The following is a 19,908-nucleotide window of genomic DNA, read 5'->3' as shown; positions in this document are numbered from 1 at the left end:
TACCAATTTATGATAAAAACAAACAAAAAATGCACGAATCTCTTCGTGCATTAAAATAAAACATCTTCTTCATATAAATATTCATAAGATAAATCTATAAATAAAAAGTTGTCATCATCAATCGGGAAAGAAAATGTTCGTACCATTTCTCCCGTTTCAATATCTGCATATAAATCTGAAAGCCTCGCCTTATTCTCAAAACGCATTTTCATTATATTCTCGAGAAAATACGGGCGCCAGCTCCAGTTCTTCATATAATAATCCGGCATCACAATCCATTCTCCATCTTTTTTCATAACATTTCCTGATTGTTGGAAACCATCTTCATTACAAATAAATATACGAAAACTACACTGTGATACACTTTGACTAAATTGTAATAACCAATCATTTATATCTTCATTCTTTTTTTGTTTTGATAAAACATCGCCAATGCGATCGCGTAACATCTCTGTTAAATTATAAATTTTTTGTAACTTCTTCTTTTCATGCTGAATAAACTGATGACATTCATTACCTAGTCGCTCTTTCAAAACATTCGTTTCAATAAAATCAGGTAAACATTCTTTTAAATAATTACCTTGATAATATCTTCCGCCGTTCTTCCAAGCATATTGCAGTTGATAAAAAGCATCTATTTCTTCATATAATAAAGTTGCACCAATTCTTCTAGCAAGTAATGATAAAGAATATAAAATATCTTGATAAGATTGTAAAAGTGCTGTTTGCCTTAAGTTCGTTAAATCTACTTTTAAAATATCAGGTGCTAACACGCTAATACGCTCTAAATTACTTGTACCCGTTCCGACTTTATTAATCGAAATTTGAATACCATATGTACGATAATACATAAGCAAATGATTAAATTGCTCTATATCTTCTTTACATTCATGCTCTGTAATCTCTAAAACAATTTGTTTTAAATTTAAACCTTGTTCTTCATACCTCAATAAAAGTTGAAGCAAGCTTTCATCATCATCATTCATTAATACATTAGCATTCCGATGTATAAATAATAATAATTTTTGATCGCTTTCTAAATAACGATTTAAAGCTTTTTCTACTATAATATTATCCGCTTCCAGTTGAAATTCACTTGGAATCGAATCATCGTGAAAGAAAGAAGCTAAACTTTGTATGCCCTCTTCTGTTTGAATACGTCCTACTACTTCATATCCAATTACAGTATGCTCATCAGCACTAAAAATAGCTTGATAATAAGGAAGGACTTTATCCAAGTTACTCATTACATCTAATGCATCTATCAACGTGCTTCCCTCCCTTTACTTTTCAAAAATTATAACATGATATTTACGGAAAAATAATAAAAAATCCCTTCAGTTTTCCTGAAGGGATTAGAGGGGTAAAATGCTAAGGGGAATTAGCAATTCTACTATGAAGAAAAAAGAGGTCTTAAATATAACGTATATATGACCTCTTGTAAACACTTTTCTTTCATATGTCACAATTCCGTCACATTTAACCGTAAAAAAATGAATCAAACATTCATTTTTTTATCCCTTTTAAAATGGATATTGATGTAAATGTTGTCCTCCATCCATTGTCATGCAAGTTCCATTTATGTACGCAGCTTCATCTGAGCATAAATAATAAGCTAGACCAGCGATTTCTTCTGGCGTACCCAGCCTTCCAAGCGGAACACTTTGTATCGTACGCTTAGCCATTTCTTCTGAAATCCATAATTTATCAGCACCGCCCGTACGTTCAATTGGTCCTGGAGCGATAGCGTTAACTCGTATTCCATATTTACGTCCCCACTCAACAGCGAGCGTCTTCGTCATCGCTAATACTCCTGCCTTCGCTGCAGCCGAATGAATAACTCCTGGACCTGCATCCCATGCATATGTTGCTACCATATTAATGATATTCCCTTTTATACCTTTTTCAATCCAATATTTTCCGACAGCATGGCTACAGTAAAATGTACCGTTTAATACAATATTAATGACCGAATTCCAGCCATTCACGGATAAATCTTCTGCTGGACAAATAAAGTTTCCAGCTGCATTATTTATTAAAACATCAATTCGACCAAACTTCTCATCAATCTGTTCAATCATTTTCTGAATGTCATCCGTATTTCTTACATCCATTTGTACAGGTAATACTTGCCCTGGAAATTGTTCAATTTCCAACTTTGTTTCCTCTAGTTTTTCTTTTGTACGTCCTGTAATAACAACTCGTGCCCCTTCTTTTGCAAAGCGAGTCGCCATTCCTTTTCCCATTCCACTCGATCCACCTGTTATAATAACTACCTTTTCTTTCACATACATCCCCTCCAAAAAATGAATACACATTCATTTTATCACTTTATTTAATAGAAATCTTTATATTTTTAAACTTTTCTGATATTTTAATGTAAAGAACTTTCTTTTTATTCATTTTTTTCGTAATCTATACTAATTTTTTATTATGTAAAATATATTTTTAAATAAACTGAAAGGAGATTTGAGTAGCCTGTAAATGGAATAAAAACATTGAGGTATACTCATATTTTTATGACGCACATTACAAGAAGAAATTTTTTGAAAATTGGTATGCGTACTTGTCTCTATTCATTTATAACCAGTGGCATCGGATACTACTATGCTAAATATATAGAACCCCATTTCATTTCTTTTACACAGCACACATTAAAATCACAACTCATCCCAAAAAGTTTTCATGGTATGAAAATTCTTCAATTCAGCGATTTACATCTCGGATACTATTTCTCGCTTCAACATTTATCTCAAGTTGTTTCTAAAATTAATGCTGTAAATCCAGATATTGTCCTTTTTACCGGAGATCTCATTGATAATTATCAAACGTATACTGACACTCCTTTTGTCGCATCCATTTTAAAAAATATACAAGCCCCCTTCGGTAAATTCGCTATTTATGGTAACCATGATCACGGTGGATATGGAACTGAATACTATGAGCACATCATGCGTGAATCAGGATTTGAACTATTGCTAAATAGTGAAAAAAGAATTCGTCTAATGGATAATAGTGAAATTTCTATTTTCGGTCTCGATGATATACTACTAGGCAAACCAAAAATAGAGAAAACATTACAACATGCACGGCAAAATACTTATAACATCGTTCTTGTTCACGAGCCAGATATCGCGCCGCAAATTTCCAAATATCCAATCAACTTGCAACTTTCTGGTCATAGCCATGGCGGACAAGTACAAATTCCTTTTTTAGGTGCTATTATTACACCATCACTCGCCAAAGACTATATTGAAGGCTTCTATACGATGCAGGATTTAACTCTCTATGTCAATCGAGGTCTTGGAAGAACACGTGTCCCATTTCGTTTTATGTCAAAACCTGAAATCACAATTTTCACACTCCAACATTCGTAATAATTCGCCTATTTTCTTACATATCCTTTCTTGTACGCGCTCATCCATGTTTCGTTTACCATATGATAAAAGTGAGTCCAATAAAGGAGGTATGTTCATGTATCCATATTATCAACCAATTCCAGTCCGTTCAGCACCTATTGGTCCAGTAGGCGACTCACGCTTCTTCCCGTTTTTTGGCGTTCCCTTTCTAGCTGGAATTGCTGGTGGATTGCTCGGCGGAGCATTAGCTTTCGGCCCTCGACCATTTTATCCACCTTATCCACCACCTTTCCCGCCGCCAGCACCTTATCCTTGTTACGGTGGACCATGTCAGCAACCATACTATTACTAGGTTAAAGTAACGATTCTTTCAAATATTATTCTCTCAACGAGCCATCTCATTACACGCTTATAATAAAACTATTGTTTCTACTCATCCTTCCATTTTTGGAGCATATGAGTAGAAAAAAGTAAAAACCTCTTATGGACATAAGAGGTTTTTACTTTTTTTCATTATTCAGCGTCTGTATTTTGATACGCCATCTTAAACAACTTCACTTGGCTATCAATTTCTTCTGTACTACCATTAATAACATAATAGTAATCACCATCTTTATTTTGTTCACGTGTTTTCACATTATCAGCTAATGTAAGCTGTAAAATCGCCTTAATTCGTGCCTTCATTTCAATATCTAATATCGGGAAAGATATTTCCACTCGCTTCTCCATATTTCGCGTCATCAAATCAGCTGAAGATAAATATATTTTCTCCTCCCCATTATGATGGAAATAATAAATACGGCTATGTTCTAAATATCTTCCAACAACACTAACTACACGAATATTTTCACTTACATTTGGAATACCAGGTCGTAGGCAACATGTTCCTCGAACAATGAGCTCTACCTTTACTCCAGCTTGTGATGCTTCGTACATTTTTTTTATTAACGGTTTATCTGTTAATGAATTCATCTTAGCGATAATATATCCATTTCCATATTGCCTATGATAACGGATTTCTTCATCTATTAAATCCATAAATTGCTCTCTTATATCAAATGGAGCAACCGATAAATGATGAAAATGTGGCTTTGTTGTATAACCACTTAAATAATTAAAGAAATTGGTTGCATCGACCCCAAAATCTTTTCTTGATGTAATATATCCAAAATCAGTATATAACTTCGCTGTTGCATCATTATAGTTCCCAGTTCCCAGATGTACGAACCTTTCGATTTTTCCGTTTTTTCTCCTTACAACTAGCGTAATTTTACTATGTGTTTTCAAGTGACTGACACCGTAAATAACATGACAGCCTGCCTGTTCCAATTCTTTAGCCCAGTGAACATTGTTTTCTTCATCAAACCTTGCCTTTAATTCAACTAATACCGTCACTTGTTTTCCCTTTTCAGCCGCTATCTTTAACGCCTGAATAATCGGTGAATCACCACTTACACGATATAACGTTTGTTTAATCGCAAGTACATTCGGATCGTCTGCCGCATCACGGACAAAATCAACTACCGGCTGAAATGATTCAAAAGGATGATGTAATAAAATATCATGCTCAATTGCTTTTTCAAATACATCTTCTTCATCACCTAAATCTTGAGGCGGTTGCGGAATAAGAGCTGGATATACAAGATGTTCATATAAAGGAGCTAGTTTTTTATATAAAGAAAACAAACATGTCAAATCTAATGGGCCATCCATTATATATACATCTTCATCTTTTACTTCCAGAACCTCATATAATAACGCTAATACTCTTTCATCAATGTGTTCTTTCCCAACTTCTAAACGTACAGCAGCCCCCCACTTACGCTTTTTTAATTCTTTTTCAATTACCTTTAATAAATCTCTCGCACCTTCTTCATGAATCGTTAAATCTGCATTGCGTGTAATACGGAAACGAGTAACAGATGATACTGTATATCCCGTAAATAATTTATGAGTAAAGCTACTAATTACGTCTTCTAATAAAATAAATTTATGCTTTTGCCCTTCGCTCGGTAAAATTATGAAGCGCTCAAGTAATGAAGGAACTTGTACAATCCCTAACTTCGTCCTGTTTTCTTCTTCCGCTTGCTTCTCATCATATAAAAGAGTAGCCAAATTCAAACTTTTGTTTAATAACATTGGAAATGGGCGATATGCATCAATAGCTACAGGAGTTAACACCGGAAAAATTTGCTCGTCAAAATACTCTTCTATAAATTCTCGCTGCTCTTTCGTCAAATCATTGAATGTTAAACGTTCAATTCCCTCTAACTCAAGTGCTGGTAATACATAATTTTTAAATGTATCATATTGTACTGTCATTAGTGCATGGGCTTTTATCGCAATTTTATTTAATTGCTTTTTCGGTGTTAAGCCAGCTTTATTTTCTGGTTGATTAAATCCAGCACTCACTTGATCCTTTAATCCCGCTACACGTACCATAAAAAATTCATCTAAATTCGAACTAAAAATACTAATAAATTTCAATCTTTCCAAAAGTGGATTATTTGCATCTTGCGCTTCTTGTAAGACACGTTCATTAAATGCTAACCAACTTAACTCTCGATTATTGTAATAAGCTGTATCATTTAAATTTACTGCATTCCCCTTCAATAATTCCATTCTCTTCACACTTCCCCTTGAAACTTTTTTACTATAATTTAGTTAATTTCATTTTATCAAATTACAATATTACAAAGTGTAAATTTTTCGTAAAGACATCCGTACAACCTAATGTTTTAGTTCAAATAATAAATTAATATTCGTTTTTAATACTCTTTCTAACTGTTTTTTTTGTTTTTCAGCTTGTACTTTTTCTGCTAATGCCGATTGTTCACATAAAACTTTAAACGTTAATCCCTCTTCGCTTTCTGTTATAGATATGGTATCAATAAGCGATCGTTGCCTTACATTTAAAGTAGCTGAAAATTGTAAAACAGCTCCTAACAGGCGGATTTTTTTTTGTTCGCTTTTATCAAACCAACCTTCAAATGGAGATAAATGTTGTTTAAATAACATTTTTGATTTATACGATGCAATAAGCGCTAGCCTTACTCGATCTTTATGCATCATGCCATCAATTGTCTTATTCGCTAATAAATAAAACGTATGTAAACGGCTCGCTTCTTCGTCTATATATTTGCCTATATTAAATACTTTCGCAGCTTGATGGAACACTTCCCAGTCTTTTACTGTCATAGAAATAAGCCCTATTTCCTCAAGTTGTTTGCAAATTAATCTTCCATGTTTAATAAGTTGAATAACAAATTCCATGTCCATTTCGTATTCATGTGATAGTAAATGCAAACTTTCTTCAACTACGTTCGGATAATATGAAATCCCCAAATCTTTTGTCAACTCTTCATAGAAAACACCTTCTCTTAACCCTTTTCTACTTAATACAAATGCCGGTGCCTCTATAACATTAACAAGTGTATGAAATACTTCAACCGCTGGAATAATCGTATCTGCTCGATCTTTTGCTAATCCTTCCAATTTCTGAAGTTCTATGAACGACAATTTTTCCAATTCCTCTTTTACACTTTCAATATCTTCTTCTTTCATCTTGTATAAATGTAATCCTGCTATAGGATAACATATTAAATTTTGATGGATTTTTACTAAGTTCCTAGCACTACCACCAATTGCAATAAGAGGCAATTTCTTATTGATTAACCATGGTAACGTTCGAAATTGAAACTCTAAATACTGTTGCATTCCCTCTAACTCATCTTTAGTAGGAATATCACCTTTAATAAATTGTTGCTTTAAAGAAAGTGCCCCAAAAGGAAAACTATGGTACTCTAAAATCTCTCTATTTCTAAAGTATGTAACTTCCGTACTTCCCCCACCAATATCTACCGTTATTCCTTCTGAAAACGATGTAGAATTCATAACCGCCAAGTATCCGTAACGCGCTTCCTCATACTCTGATAATACTCTAAGAGTAAAGTCCGTTTGTCCTTCAACAAGCTTTTTAATTTCCTCTTGATTCTCCGACTGTCTAATTGTTGCTGTTGCAACACAAAGTACATGATGCAACTGATGGAATCTTGTACTTTCTTGAAATTGAAATAATGTCTGTAATAATACTTCTATTCCCTCTTCATTCAATACACCATCAATTAAGTAATTCCTTAACCTAGCAACAACTTTCGTATTTTCAATCTCTTTATAAAAACCTCCATTTTGCTTTTCATAAATAACTAAACGCATTGTATTAGATCCAATATCTATAATGGCATACTGTTGTTTTAATATTTCTTTCAAACTTCTCACTCTTTCATTATCAAATTTCAAAAACATATTCTATTACTATTATACAAAATAGTTGTTTTTTGTAACAATATTGCTTTAATATTGAAAATATATACAATCACTTTTTGCGTATAATAAATACCTATTTTATTTATGGTATAATAATGAAAAATTGAAAGGAGATTCAATATGAAACCTTCACAACCACAATCTCAATTACAAAACCAACATTCTATTAATCGACTAGCTCAATCTATTTTCGTTGTGAATCGTCATGCTAAAGCAGCTACTAATCCTAAATATTTATACTGGTTAAAAAAGACAGCTTTAGAACGTTTGATCGCTGAAAAAAAAGCAATTAAAGAAGGATTGCATTTTTCTAGAAACCCACGTTTTAGCCAACAACAATCTGATGTCCTTATACGTTTAGGCGATTATTTTTTCCACATCCCTCCTACGAAAGAAGATTTTCGAATTCTACCGCATCTTGGTCATCTTGAATCCTCCTATCGAAATCCGAAAACAACCTTATCTTTAACAGTAGCAAAAAAAACACTTCAAGATTATATTGGTCCTGAAGCATTAAAACAAGAAAAAAAATTAAGTGAGCCTGTTCCATGGTATAGTCGTACTTATACAAAAAAATAAAACAGTTTGGCCAAGTGTAGGCCAAACTGTTTTATTTTTTCTCTTCTTTAATTTTAATATTTGCTTGTTTATAAAAAGCTACTTTTTCTGTATTATAAGACTTTGTAAATTCATTAAATTTATCTTTTTCTGACTCAATATCCTTATAAGATTGATTTACTACTTTTACTTTGTCACTAATATCTTTTAATTTAGTACCTTTATCTTGTAACATTGTATATAACTCTTTTTCTTGTTTTAAAGATTTGTTATAGCTGTTATACATTTTATTAAATGAATCGTGGCGTTTCTCATACGTGCTTTTCACTTTATCAGCTTGATCTTTCAATTTCTTATCTTCAATTTTCTTCACATACTTATCAGCTGACTTCACTTCTTCTTGCGCTTTATTTAAAACTTCTTTTTCTTTTGTAAGCACTTTTTCTCGTTCAGTTGTATTTTTCACTGCTTGATTCAGTTTTTCTTTAACAGTTTGATTATTATCTTTTCCTTCTTGAACAATCTGGTTATATAATTCTTGTCCTTCTTTCTCTAAAGTCTCAAGTTTTTTTGCATCTTCAAACATTGTTTTTTCTTGTTTAGCAGCGTTTTCAAACGCTACATATAATTCTTCTTCTGGTTTCGGGCCGAAACAACCGGCTAATAAAATCATTGATAATGTAGTTACAATTGCTAATTTACTATATTTCAACATCTCTTCCTCCTACTTATAAACGACCATCGTGTAATATAAAAAAGTTATAAAATATGTAATTGTTCTATACACTCGCATCTTTTTTACGAAGATCATTAATATTGTTTGTACAAATTATTACTTGATATTACATTATTCTTTTTAAATTATTTAGCAATTCCATATCCATCTTTAAGTATACTACTTCGTGTTTTTTAAGGCCTGTTCACACTATGTATTACTTTAATATCCACGGAATTTCACCTCAGTCTTAATAAGACTATAATAGTTCACCTGATAAAAGGTGATCGCTCCGCTCTCACGTCTATCATTCCCTTTCCAGCTTTCTATCAATTAATCTCTTTGTTCATTTTACACAGTACAATCGATATCTCGCAACAACTTACAAATATTCTTTTCATTTCCTAAAAAGGAAAAGTGTAGAGCTTGCTTTCCTCTACACTTTTAAAATAAAACACACTGTGCAAATTGCATTGGCACTACCATCATAATTATATGCTTATTTCATATATTTTTAAAGACTTTTATTACAAACGCGGCGTTTTTTTGTAATAAAAGTCAAAAAAATGTTACAAATAAAACATCTTCCTATCATATATCTTCAAATCAAAGCTTCACTCATTTTCCTACAAATTTCTATACTGGTACAATTGATTTTGCGACTTTCTCAACAGTTCTTCAAACGTTTTTCCTTCTACTGGATAGCTAGCTGCTCCAAATAAAAGAGTGACACTGAGTAAATCACCTTCTATTTCACTTTCAATATTTTTCATTAATCGTTTTGTTATTGTTGATGTTTCATGACCATTATCAATTGCTACAATAACGTACTTATTTTCATCCCACTTTGTAACAACATCACCCTTCCGAATTGTCTTTACAATGGTACTCTCTAATTTTTGTACTAACACTCCCAACTTTTTTTCTTGCAACGTGTCTTTTAATCCTTCCCATTCTTTTACAGAAAGAATGTACACTGTAATATTACGAGAATCTCTTTCAGATAAAGCAGCTACTTTCCCAAAAAAATCAACAACAAAATCATTGCTTGCCATTCCTCCTACTTCCATACCCATACGCTCGTTCGCTCTTTTATCGTACCAATGTCCAAAATAATAACTTAGTATCATTTGCAATATATAAATAATAAAGACGGTATAAAATGATCGTGAATCCAGTTTTGCAATTACATCCTGAAGTGCAATCCATTCTGTAACTGCCACAGTATTGCCAAGCAATAATCCACTAATTTTCCCTTTATGTTTCATACTTTTCCCCCTTTTATACCAATATATGTTTCTATATCAATAATGTTTTTCTACAAAATAAAAAATGTACATATGCAATGTACATTTCTGCTTAAGCTTGTATACCTTTTCTACTCTATTTCATATATATAATATATAACTTTTATAGAAAGGAGTAATCTATATGCTACAAAAAGAGAATCTATCAGATGCTATGCGTTTACTAGCTGGTTTTCTATTATCATTAAAATTATTATTTACCTCTTTCGGAATACACTTTATTACAAACGATCAAATCGACGCTATTGTTAATGTTGTTTCATTTTTATTTATTCTATACTTTGGCTACAAAAATAACTATGTAGGAAAAAAAGGAATGGAGCAAAAGAAAATACTCAAAAAACACAACCTTCACTAAAAAAGGAACCTTTTGTACAGGTTCCTTTTTATCATTGACGCACAACAACTTCATTTGTTTGCAGTGGGCCATATGATATCTCTTTATCTTGAAATGTATATGTAGCCTGAAAGAATGTTTGTTTAAGAGCTTTATCTTTATTAGCTTTTATTTTACAACGTAGTTCCACCTTCTCATTCGGTAACAAATCATCAATTCGCCATCTAACAAGCTGGAATAAAAACTCACTTATCCCCTTATCAACTTTTAAAGAATTAGGAATATAAGCAAAGTAATCTCGAATCATATGACTTACAACAACTCTCGAAATCATTTCTACCCCTTTATTTTCCACTTCAATTCGCATAATAAGTATGTCGTTTACATCGTAGGTCAATTCATACGAAAACTGTTCTGTATACATACTACCAATTTGTAATGTAACGGCTACTTGAGGAAATTCGTTTTCCTTTTTCGATCCGTCAATCCACAATACTGGTTGTAGCGGTATTGAATACTTTCCTGTATCCGAAATTCGTCCCCATATTTTCATAATATATATTCACCTCATTTCAGATGTAACATACACACAATGAATTCCCCAAATTACTAAAGCTTGCTACAAGCAATGTTTAATATTTCTCTTCCTTTTATCCTATTCGACAATATGAAGAAAAAACCATTTTTCATCTATTAACAGAAGGTGTTCTTTATGAAATTTTTTTACAATTTACTTCATTCCCTTCATAGCAATATTCAGTATGGCTCACTCGTTCTCTACTCATACGAAAGAATATTTTGACGTAAGAAAAAGTTTGCCTTATAGTCAAATTTGACTATAATATTCTTTATGGCATATCAGTGCACTTATGGAAAAGAAATTAAAATCAACTATACATTAAAATTTTTTATCCACTGCACTCAAAACTTAATATAGTTTACTTATTTCTAAAGGAGGGTTATATTTGGAAACTCAACCATTAAAAAAAGAAGCCAACAAGACAAAATTTGTTGTTGCTGGTTTACTGCTTGGTATATTAATGGCCGCAATGGATAATACAATCGTTGCAACCGCAATGGCAACAATCGTTGGAGACCTAGGAGGATTTGATAAGTTTGTTTGGGTCACATCAGCTTATATGGTAGCAACAATGGCAGGGATGCCTATCTTCGGGAAACTTTCTGATATGTACGGGCGGAAACGTTTTTATATTGGGGGCCTCATTCTTTTCTTATTCGGTTCTGCTCTTTGCGGAACAGCTTCAAGTATTGAGCAATTAAGTATTTATAGAGCTATTCAAGGGATCGGTGGTGGTGCCCTTATGCCTATCGCCTTCACAATTATGTACGATATCTTCCCACCAGAAAAACGCGGGAAGATGACAGGACTATTCGGTGCTGTTTTCGGGACATCTAGTGTATTCGGTCCTTTATTAGGTGCTTATATTACAGACTATATAAGTTGGCATTGGGTCTTCTATATTAATATTCCATTAGGACTTATCTCCTTTTTCTTCATTACTAAATACTACAGTGAGTCTCTAGAATTTAGAAAACAAAAAATTGATTGGGCTGGTGCTATTACACTTGTCATAAGTATCGTTTGCTTAATGTTCGCATTAGAACTTGGTGGTAAGGAATATGCCTGGAATTCTACTGTAATTATTGGCTTATTTACAACAGTAGTTATTACGCTTATTATTTTCTTCTTTGTAGAACGAAAAGCAACCGAGCCTATTATTTCGTTCCATCTATTTAAAAAACCTTTATTCGCAGCTAGTCAAGGAGTTGCCTTTTTCTATGGTGCCGCTTTTATTATCTGTACAGTTTATATTCCAATCTTCATTCAAGGCGTTCTTGGAGGTTCCGCCTCTAATGCTGGATTAATTTTAACACCAATGATGGTTGGTTCTGTAATTGGAAGTCAAACAGGAGGACAATTAGCTTCTCGAACAAGCTATCGTAACATTATGATGGTATCTGGTGTCTTCTTCGTTCTTGGTATTTATTTATTAAGTACTTTAACAATGGACACACCTCGTTTACTCGTAACACTATTTATGATTCTCGCTGGGCTTGGTGTTGGCTTCTCATTCTCAGTATTAAGTATGTCTTCTATTCACAAGTTGGAAATGCGGGACCGTGGTTCGGCGACATCAACAAACTCATTCTTCCGATCACTCGGTATGACCCTTGGTGTAACGATTTTCGGTACAATTCAAAATCATATTTTTACAGATAAACTAAACTCTGTATTCCCCCCTGAACTAGCAAAATTAGCTCCAAAAGGCGGAGACACAAGTTTCTTATTATCACCAGGCGCTACCGCAAAAATTCCTGCTGAAATATTAGCGGGTATTAAAGAAGCTCTCGCTACATCTATTGCGAATACATTCTTCTGGGCACTCATCCCGGCTGTACTAAGTATTATTTGTATTTTACTTATGGGAAATGAACGCCTCTTTACAGGCCCTAAAAAGAAAGAAAAACAAAAGCAAGTTAGTTAATATAAAAAAGAAGCGGCATATTCCTTTATGAAAAAGGATATGCCGTTTATAATATGTATAAAGTGAAACTTTAATCAGTGGGGGGATGTTCATCCCCCACTGATTATTAGCCCACACCAATCGGGCTTTTACGGGCAGTTAATCCCCACCTAACTTCTTTGCTTCCGCTGAATTTTTGGGTGGGGATCTTACTGGATAAAGTTTTTATATACAGGAGTTGAGACAGCATGAGCATGAAATTAGTCATTCTCGGCTTGCTACTCGAAGGAGATAAACATCCATATGAAGTGCAGCATATTATGAAAGAACGACAAATGGATTGTTATATTAAATATGCTAAAGGATCACTTTATTACGCCTTCGAGCAATTAGAAAAGCAAGGGGCAATTCATATTACAAATGTAATTAGAGACACAAATCGACCTGACAAAACGATTTTTCATATAACAGAAGAAGGCAAAAAACTATTCCACACTTTACTATTAAAACAATTCGAAGCCAAAAACCAAATATATAAACCTATTTATTCAGCCTTATCTTTCGCTCACTTTAGCAATGATCACGAATTAGTTCCTATTTTAGAAAAAAAGAAAAACGATACTCTTCAATATTTACATACTATGCAAACGATATATGATTGTAATAAAGGAAAGGTTCCACGTGCACAACTATATATTTTGCAAAGTGTAATTGAGCATATTACAGTTGAATTACAATGGCTAAACACCCTCCTTAAAGATGCTATAGCAGGCCGACTTTCAGAAGTTGCTATAGATGAAGATTGAGCTATGAAAGAAGACATCCCTACTTCTTTCATAGCTCAATTTCTCTTTTCATACTGTAATATTATTCGTTACTCCAGAATATAAAAAGTCAGAATACTAAGAAATAAAAACTTTAGAATTTTCTTATTTTAAAACAGTAGACAAAATTCCAAAAATTATGTTAAAATTTGTTTCAATATCATATCGCTTGTTAAATTCCTTTCAAAAGGAAAATAGGTACACGAAAGTTTTGTTTCGTGTTTAAAAGGGAAGCTTGGTGAAACTCCAACACGGTCCCGCCACTGTAAATGCTGAGATTTCTTTTTGGTGCCACTGTGAAAACGGGAAGGTAAAAGAAATTATATGAAGCATAAGTCAGGAGACCTGCCTGTTTTAACAACACTGATAGATTCACGGATGATGATGAGGTGTTAAAACAAAAAGGAAGGCTTATTTTCTATGTCTTTGTACTTTTTGTTATAGGTATTTCCTAGTAAACGGAAATGCTTACTTTCAATTAGGGAGGAATTTAAAATGGCAATTCAAACAAGTAACTTAGGTTATCCACGTATCGGACTACAACGAGAGTGGAAAAAAACATTGGAAGCTTTTTGGTCCAATAAAATCGATGAAGAACAATTTTTAACAACAATGAAAGAAATTCGCCTTCAACACGTAAAAGTACAGCAAGAAAAAGGGATTGAACTCATTCCAATTGGCGACTTTACATATTATGATCACGTTTTGGATACTGCCTATATGCTAGGATTTATTCCATCACGTTTTTCTGAGTTTACATCTTACCTTGATGTATATTTCGCAATGGCGCGTGGCTCTAAAGATCACGTAGCTTCCGAAATGACAAAATGGTTTAACACAAACTATCACTATATCGTTCCTGAATATGAAGAGGGATTACAAATCTCTTTAAAAGATAATCGTCCACTTCGCTTATACGAAGAGGCAAAACAAGAATTAGGAGTAGATGGAAAGCCTGTTATTTTAGGACCATATACTTTCTTAAAATTAGCTAAAGGCTATACACAAGAACAATTTCCTACCATTTTAAAACAGTTAGTTGCACCTTACGTACAACTGCTTTCAGAACTACATACAGCTGGTGCACCAGCCATTCAAGTTGATGAACCGATTTTCGCTTCTTTAACTAAAAAAGAAGTTCAACAAGCAAAAGAAATTTATGAAGCTATTCGTAAAGAAGTTCCAAATGCGACTCTTCTTTTACAAACATATTTTGATAGCGTAGAAGAAAACTATGAAGAAATTATTACATTCCCGGTATCCGGTATTGGATTAGATTTCATTCATGGTAAAGAAGGTAATCTAAATGCTATTTCAAAATATGGATTCCCAGCTGATAAAACTTTAGCTGTCGGTTGTATAGATGGCCGTAACATTTGGAGAGCTGACCTTGATGAAGTTCTTGAGTTATTTACAACGTTACAAAAACAAGTCCAAACGAAAGATATCATCGTTCAGCCTTCTTGTAGCTTATTGCATACACCAATCGATAAAACAGAAGAAACTCACTTATCGACTGAGCTGTTTGATGCGTTAGCATTTGCAAATCAAAAATTAGAAGAGTTAGTTCTTATTCATTCCGCTCTCACTCAAGGTACAGAAAGCATTAGTAATGAGCTGGAAACATATCGAAACGTACATCATACAATTCGTTCATCTGCTGCACGTAACCGAGAAGATGTCAAAGCAGCACGAACAGCACTAAAAGAAGAAGATTTTTCACGTCCTCTTCCATTTGAAAAACGATACGAATTACAACAAGTTGCTCTAGAGTTACCGCTATTACCAACAACGACTATTGGTAGCTTCCCGCAAACAACTGAAGTTCGTCAAACGCGAAAAGAATGGCGTAACGGTGTTATTTCAAATGACCAATATGAACAATTTATTGAAAAAGAGACAGAAAAATGGATTCGTTACCAAGAAGAAATTGGGCTTGATGTACTTGTACATGGTGAATTTGAAAGAACTGACATGGTCGAATATTTTGGTGAGCGCCTTGCTGGTTTCTCATTCACTAAAAACGGTTGGGTACAATCATACGGTTCCCGCTGCGTAAAACCACCTGTTATTTATGGTGATGTAGCCTTTATTAACGGCATGACTATTAAGGAAACAGTTTATGCACAAAGCTTAACAGAGAAAGTTGTAAAAGGAATGTTAACCGGACCTGTTACAATTTTAAATTGGTCCTTCGTTCGAAATGATATTCCAAGAAAAGAAGTTTCGTATCAAATTGCACTAGCTCTTCGTCACGAAATTGAACTACTTGAATCTTCTGGAATTAGAGTAATCCAAGTCGATGAGCCCGCACTTCGTGAAGGAATGCCACTAAAAGAAAAAGATTGGGATGCTTATATTACATGGGCAGTACAATCCTTCCTTTTAGCAACTTCTTCTGTAGCAAATGAAACACAAATTCATACTCATATGTGTTACAGTAACTTCGAAGATATTGTTGACGCGATTCGCGCATTAGATGCAGATGTAATTTCTATCGAAACATCAAGAAGTCACGGAGAATTTATTGATACATTAAAACATACAACATATGAAAAAGGCATTGGCCTAGGTGTATATGATATTCATAGCCCACGTGTACCGAGTAAAGATGAAATGTATAAAATCGTAGAACAATCTTTAGAAGTATGTGATCCTAAATATTTCTGGATTAATCCCGATTGTGGTTTAAAAACGAGAAGAACAGAAGAAGTTATTCCAGCTTTAGAACATATGGTGCAAGCAGCGAAAGATGCTCGTTCCCTTTTAAAAACAAACGCATAACAAAAATGGGTTATCCTTTTCTCAGGATAACCCATTTTTTATTCTTTACTTTCAAAAAAGAATTCATATTGTATTTTATATAATTCATCATCCGTTGGCTCTTCAAGAGGAATTGCTTGTAATACAACTGTATACTCACCATTTGGAATAGGTATTTGAAATTTATTAGAAAGAATACTCGTTATAACGATACTTTCATTTTCAACTGTAAAAGGAACCGTAATCGTTCTAACTACTTCTTCTTTTTCAATATGTTTCCCTGGGGTCACTTTCACTTCACAAGTATAATCAGAAAGTGCTTCAAAAATAACAGTTCCATCTGCCTTAGCATAACCTCTTTCAAAATCTTCATCAGTCCAATCTACATAAGGCTGCTCACCGTCATAGTTCATCAACATTAATTGCGAATAAGAAATCGTTAACTCCATAGTTCCCCTTCTCCTTCATTATGAAATATACAACTACTACTTCACTTCAAATTTTACTCGCGTACCATCTGGGTATTTATCTAACTTATTCCCTACCCAAGAACCTGCTCCGCGGTTATCCGCCGGACTTATATATTCAATATGTGCTCCTTTTCCGCCTTCCTTGCACATCGCCATTGGCCATTCATCACGATCATACCCTTTTTTTGATGGATATGGTGCTAAGGACAATTTCCTTCTATCTGCAGCACCACCACGATCGATTGTACAAACTTCTGAATGCCCTTCTTTTATAGCATCCGTAATATGTTTTCCTGTCTCTGGATAACGTTCTTTCGGAAATTCTAACACTTGATCATACGTATTCGTTTTCTTTACACTTGTTTCCTCTGGCACAAGTACTTCATAAACTGCTACTAAAATAGACAGAATTGCGATAATTGAAATGATAATACCTTTTAATTGCTTCATGTATACCTCCATGTTTCTACCAGTTTCTTTTCCTCCGTTATTATAACAAACTTCTCCTGTATATGTTTTCAGACATTATTTTAGTTATTCCTTGCCATTCCGCCAAAAATTTTCATTTTTTCACTAATGTTGTAGAAAACTAATAGCCTTCCGACATTCTTTTTCAAAGGAAGTCCTCATAAAAGATTGAAATGATATATACGATACTTTTTGGGGAGGAAATATGATGGAAGCTACCTATAAAACGAAAGATGTCACGAATAAAACAGGCATCCCAAAACATATAGTTCGCAAATATAGTCAGCTGTTAGAGGAACATGGTTATATGATTTCCAAAACAGCTGATGCTCGTATTTATAAACTTGATGATTTAAAACTATTGAAATCTATACACGAAAGAGCTGCTACATTACAAGAAGATATTTCAGAAACGATACCGATTATTTTAAAAGAAAAAGAGGCCCCACCTGTACCAGTTATACAAGATAAGCAAGAGATACAAACGAAAGAAAAAGAAGATGGGCGTAACTTTGAGGAGTTCATGTTAAAACTTGAAATGCTAGCTCAATTAAATGAAGCAATTATTCATCAAAATTCTACTCTAATTACACAAAATCGTTTAAAGGATGAGAAACTAGACGAATTGATGCAACAAGTTTATGTAAAAGAAGGCTCTCAAGAAAAAATGCTTCAAGAGTTAGTCGATCACGCCGCTCAAACAGATGCACTGCAAAAAGAAAAGATGGACTTATTAATGAATCATATGTATAAACGAGAATCCAAACAGGAAGAAAAAATGAATAAACTTGTTAGTCAAATTTATAACAAAGACAGTAACCGTGATGCACAGCTTATGCAAGTTATTCGAGAAATTCAAGAAACAAAAAGAATGGTTGCTGCCTCAAAAGAGCAAAGCTTCTTTCAATCATTTAAAAGTTTATTTAGCCGAGCAAAACAAGAAAAAACAAATGAATAAACAATATAAAATAAAAAGTTACCTTTCATCGGTAACTTTTATTCCTTATTTTGTACAGCTGGTAATATAATAATTGCTTCAGTCCCTTTTCCACTTTCACTCTTATATTCCAATGTACCATTATGCGCTTGTAAAATACTAAATGTTACCATAAGTCCTAATCCTGTCCCTTTTTCTTTTAAAGAATAATATGGTTGCCCAAGCCTTGCTAACTGTTCTTTCGTCATACCAACACCACTATCTTTAACTCTTATTATGATTGTTTCATCTTTTTGAATAGCTGTTACTTTTAAATATCCTTTATTTCCTTGAATTGCTTCAATACCATTTTTAACAACATTCATAATAGCTTGCTTCAATTTTGTCTTATCACCAATCGTATAAAGACTTTCTGAAATTTCAACTTGTAAATATACACCTTGCATCGCTGCAAATGACGACATAAGAGTGGTCATTTCTATTAATTGGGCTGATAAACAAATGTGTTCTTTTTTCTCAATTTGCGGCCTTGCTAAATTTAAGTAATCTGAAATAATTTGTTCCGCCCGATCCAATTCAGCTAATACGAGACGCATATAATCCTTATTCTTCACATCTTCCGTACTTTCTAGCAATTGGATAAATCCACGAACAACAGTTAGTGGATTTCGAACTTCATGTGCCACACTTGCTGCTAACTCACTTACAATATTAAGCTTTTCTGATTTTTGCATCTCTGTACGTAGCAATGCATTTTCATTTAAATATTCAGTTAAATACACCTGGAATACCATTGTCATGACCATGATAAGCGAGGCAAATATAAATCCGCTATATATTTGCGAAATATACGGTGTAAATCCTGTTTCCAAAAGAACATTAATCATGCCTAATACTAAAGAAACAAGCACATAAAATGATGAAATCATAAATGCTAAAATTAATTTCTTATCCCTTGAAAAAAGAGACCATTTCTTTGATAAAAATAGCGGAACTATCAATAAAAATATTACTTCTAAAACTGGAAGAAAGCTCATTCCCTTTAGTAACCATTCATATGCAACAAAAATAACCGCTGGGATTAAACCAACAATCCCACCATATAAAAAACCACTGACAATTGGAATGGGGTGAAAGTTATACCCACACACATTGCCAAAACAAATAGAGTATGTCATGGAGAGAACGAGCGTAACGCTAGATAAAAACATAATAAAGTAACGATTTGGCTTCGGAGGCATTTCTTGATAGCGATTTAAACGAATCGCTTCATATAAAAATAGTGGCAAAATTATGATGGCAATTTGAATCAATAAATCACGGATAAGCTCCATAACCTCTCATCCCCTATATGTATT

The 19,908-nt window shown here is 33.5% G+C and carries 18 protein-coding genes and 1 riboswitch; of the genes, 8 read left to right on the top strand and 10 right to left on the bottom strand.

What is annotated here, in order from left to right; all coding sequences use genetic code 11:
• Nucleotides 1-50 precede the first annotated feature (50 nt).
• The gene (locus tag ACTFRM_RS17630) at nucleotides 51-1,268 is read right to left on the bottom strand and encodes an EAL domain-containing protein (protein WP_000564306.1); all 1,218 of its coding nucleotides are present in this window, start codon (nucleotides 1,266-1,268) and stop codon (nucleotides 51-53) included.
• Nucleotides 1,269-1,523: 255 nt separating this feature from the next.
• The gene (gene fadH, locus ACTFRM_RS17625) at nucleotides 1,524-2,288 is read right to left on the bottom strand and encodes a 2,4-dienoyl-CoA reductase (RefSeq protein WP_000660913.1); all 765 of its coding nucleotides are present in this window, start codon (nucleotides 2,286-2,288) and stop codon (nucleotides 1,524-1,526) included.
• A gap of 231 nt (nucleotides 2,289-2,519) precedes the next feature.
• On the opposite strand from fadH, the gene ACTFRM_RS17620 reads away from it, so the two are divergent.
• Both ACTFRM_RS17620 and ACTFRM_RS17615 read left to right on the top strand, forming a co-directional pair.
• Nucleotides 2,520-3,377 carry a metallophosphoesterase gene (locus tag ACTFRM_RS17620; RefSeq protein WP_002024756.1) on the top strand — a complete coding sequence of 286 codons (858 nt, stop codon included), beginning with the start codon at nucleotides 2,520-2,522 and terminating at the stop codon, nucleotides 3,375-3,377.
• Between the two features lie 97 nt (nucleotides 3,378-3,474).
• A complete protein-coding gene (locus tag ACTFRM_RS17615) occupies nucleotides 3,475-3,711 on the top strand; it encodes a hypothetical protein (protein WP_000283738.1) in 237 nt (78 codons plus the stop codon).
• Nucleotides 3,712-3,872: 161 nt separating this feature from the next.
• Here the strand turns inward: ACTFRM_RS17615 and ACTFRM_RS17610 are convergent, their stop codons facing one another.
• Both ACTFRM_RS17610 and ppx read right to left on the bottom strand, forming a co-directional pair.
• On the bottom strand, nucleotides 3,873-5,981 hold the full coding sequence (locus ACTFRM_RS17610; protein WP_000421680.1) for a polyphosphate kinase: 2,109 nt from the start codon (nucleotides 5,979-5,981) through the stop codon (nucleotides 3,873-3,875).
• A gap of 108 nt (nucleotides 5,982-6,089) precedes the next feature.
• Nucleotides 6,090-7,664: an exopolyphosphatase gene (gene ppx / locus ACTFRM_RS17605; protein ID WP_002024754.1), complete on the bottom strand. Its 1,575-nt coding sequence runs from the start codon at nucleotides 7,662-7,664 to the stop codon at nucleotides 6,090-6,092.
• Between the two features lie 141 nt (nucleotides 7,665-7,805).
• Between ppx and ACTFRM_RS17600 the strand changes: the two genes are divergently transcribed.
• Nucleotides 7,806-8,264 (top strand): YkyB family protein, encoded by a 459-nt coding sequence (locus ACTFRM_RS17600; protein WP_000804864.1) that lies wholly within the window; start codon nucleotides 7,806-7,808, stop codon nucleotides 8,262-8,264.
• A gap of 31 nt (nucleotides 8,265-8,295) precedes the next feature.
• Here ACTFRM_RS17600 and ACTFRM_RS17595 read toward each other — a convergent pair whose 3' ends face one another.
• Nucleotides 8,296-8,958 (bottom strand): YkyA family protein, encoded by a 663-nt coding sequence (locus tag ACTFRM_RS17595; RefSeq protein ID WP_440043473.1) that lies wholly within the window; start codon nucleotides 8,956-8,958, stop codon nucleotides 8,296-8,298.
• 626 nt (nucleotides 8,959-9,584) lie between these two features.
• Nucleotides 9,585-10,226 (bottom strand): diguanylate cyclase domain-containing protein, encoded by a 642-nt coding sequence (locus ACTFRM_RS17590; protein ID WP_046392977.1) that lies wholly within the window; start codon nucleotides 10,224-10,226, stop codon nucleotides 9,585-9,587.
• Between the two features lie 163 nt (nucleotides 10,227-10,389).
• Between ACTFRM_RS17590 and ACTFRM_RS17585 the strand changes: the two genes are divergently transcribed.
• The gene (locus tag ACTFRM_RS17585) at nucleotides 10,390-10,623 is read left to right on the top strand and encodes an SPP1 phage holin family protein (RefSeq protein ID WP_000939448.1); all 234 of its coding nucleotides are present in this window, start codon (nucleotides 10,390-10,392) and stop codon (nucleotides 10,621-10,623) included.
• Between the two features lie 31 nt (nucleotides 10,624-10,654).
• Here ACTFRM_RS17585 and ACTFRM_RS17580 read toward each other — a convergent pair whose 3' ends face one another.
• Nucleotides 10,655-11,155 carry a hypothetical protein gene (locus ACTFRM_RS17580; protein ID WP_000708120.1) on the bottom strand — a complete coding sequence of 167 codons (501 nt, stop codon included), beginning with the start codon at nucleotides 11,153-11,155 and terminating at the stop codon, nucleotides 10,655-10,657.
• Nucleotides 11,156-11,567: 412 nt separating this feature from the next.
• On the opposite strand from ACTFRM_RS17580, the gene ACTFRM_RS17575 reads away from it, so the two are divergent.
• The 3 genes from ACTFRM_RS17575 to metE all read left to right on the top strand — a co-directional run bounded on the left by ACTFRM_RS17575 (nucleotide 11,568) and on the right by metE (nucleotide 16,696).
• On the top strand, nucleotides 11,568-13,109 hold the full coding sequence (locus ACTFRM_RS17575; protein ID WP_000449912.1) for an MDR family MFS transporter: 1,542 nt from the start codon (nucleotides 11,568-11,570) through the stop codon (nucleotides 13,107-13,109).
• 227 nt (nucleotides 13,110-13,336) lie between these two features.
• Complete coding sequence (locus ACTFRM_RS17570; protein ID WP_000062062.1) at nucleotides 13,337-13,894, top strand: PadR family transcriptional regulator; 558 nt, start codon at nucleotides 13,337-13,339, stop codon at nucleotides 13,892-13,894.
• A 197-nt stretch (nucleotides 13,895-14,091) separates the two neighbouring features.
• Nucleotides 14,092-14,279, top strand: a riboswitch (cobalamin riboswitch).
• 128 nt (nucleotides 14,280-14,407) lie between these two features.
• Nucleotides 14,408-16,696 carry a 5-methyltetrahydropteroyltriglutamate--homocysteine S-methyltransferase gene (gene metE / locus ACTFRM_RS17565; RefSeq protein ID WP_088361873.1) on the top strand — a complete coding sequence of 763 codons (2,289 nt, stop codon included), beginning with the start codon at nucleotides 14,408-14,410 and terminating at the stop codon, nucleotides 16,694-16,696.
• A gap of 38 nt (nucleotides 16,697-16,734) precedes the next feature.
• On the opposite strand, the gene comJ is transcribed toward metE, so the two are convergent.
• Both comJ and nucA read right to left on the bottom strand, forming a co-directional pair.
• Nucleotides 16,735-17,124: a competence protein ComJ gene (comJ, locus tag ACTFRM_RS17560; protein ID WP_000424030.1), complete on the bottom strand. Its 390-nt coding sequence runs from the start codon at nucleotides 17,122-17,124 to the stop codon at nucleotides 16,735-16,737.
• 36 nt (nucleotides 17,125-17,160) lie between these two features.
• Entirely contained in the window at nucleotides 17,161-17,595 is a 435-nt protein-coding gene (gene nucA, locus ACTFRM_RS17555; protein ID WP_000811494.1) for a DNA-entry nuclease, read from the bottom strand.
• 226 nt (nucleotides 17,596-17,821) lie between these two features.
• Here nucA and ACTFRM_RS17550 point away from each other — a divergent pair, with 226 nt between their 5' ends.
• On the top strand, nucleotides 17,822-18,571 hold the full coding sequence (locus ACTFRM_RS17550; protein WP_000388471.1) for a DUF3967 domain-containing protein: 750 nt from the start codon (nucleotides 17,822-17,824) through the stop codon (nucleotides 18,569-18,571).
• A gap of 38 nt (nucleotides 18,572-18,609) precedes the next feature.
• Here ACTFRM_RS17550 and kinB read toward each other — a convergent pair whose 3' ends face one another.
• Nucleotides 18,610-19,884, bottom strand: coding sequence for a sporulation sensor histidine kinase KinB (gene kinB, locus ACTFRM_RS17545; RefSeq protein WP_000420369.1), 1,275 nt, complete (start codon nucleotides 19,882-19,884; stop codon nucleotides 18,610-18,612).
• Nucleotides 19,885-19,908 lie beyond the last annotated feature (24 nt).

Origin of the sequence: Bacillus cereus group sp. MYBK227-1 (assembly GCF_051916325.1) — a bacterium.
GTDB classification, from domain to species: Bacteria; Bacillota; Bacilli; order Bacillales; family Bacillaceae_G; genus Bacillus_A; species Bacillus_A cereus.
This window is presented reverse-complemented; position numbering and strand designations above follow the sequence as displayed.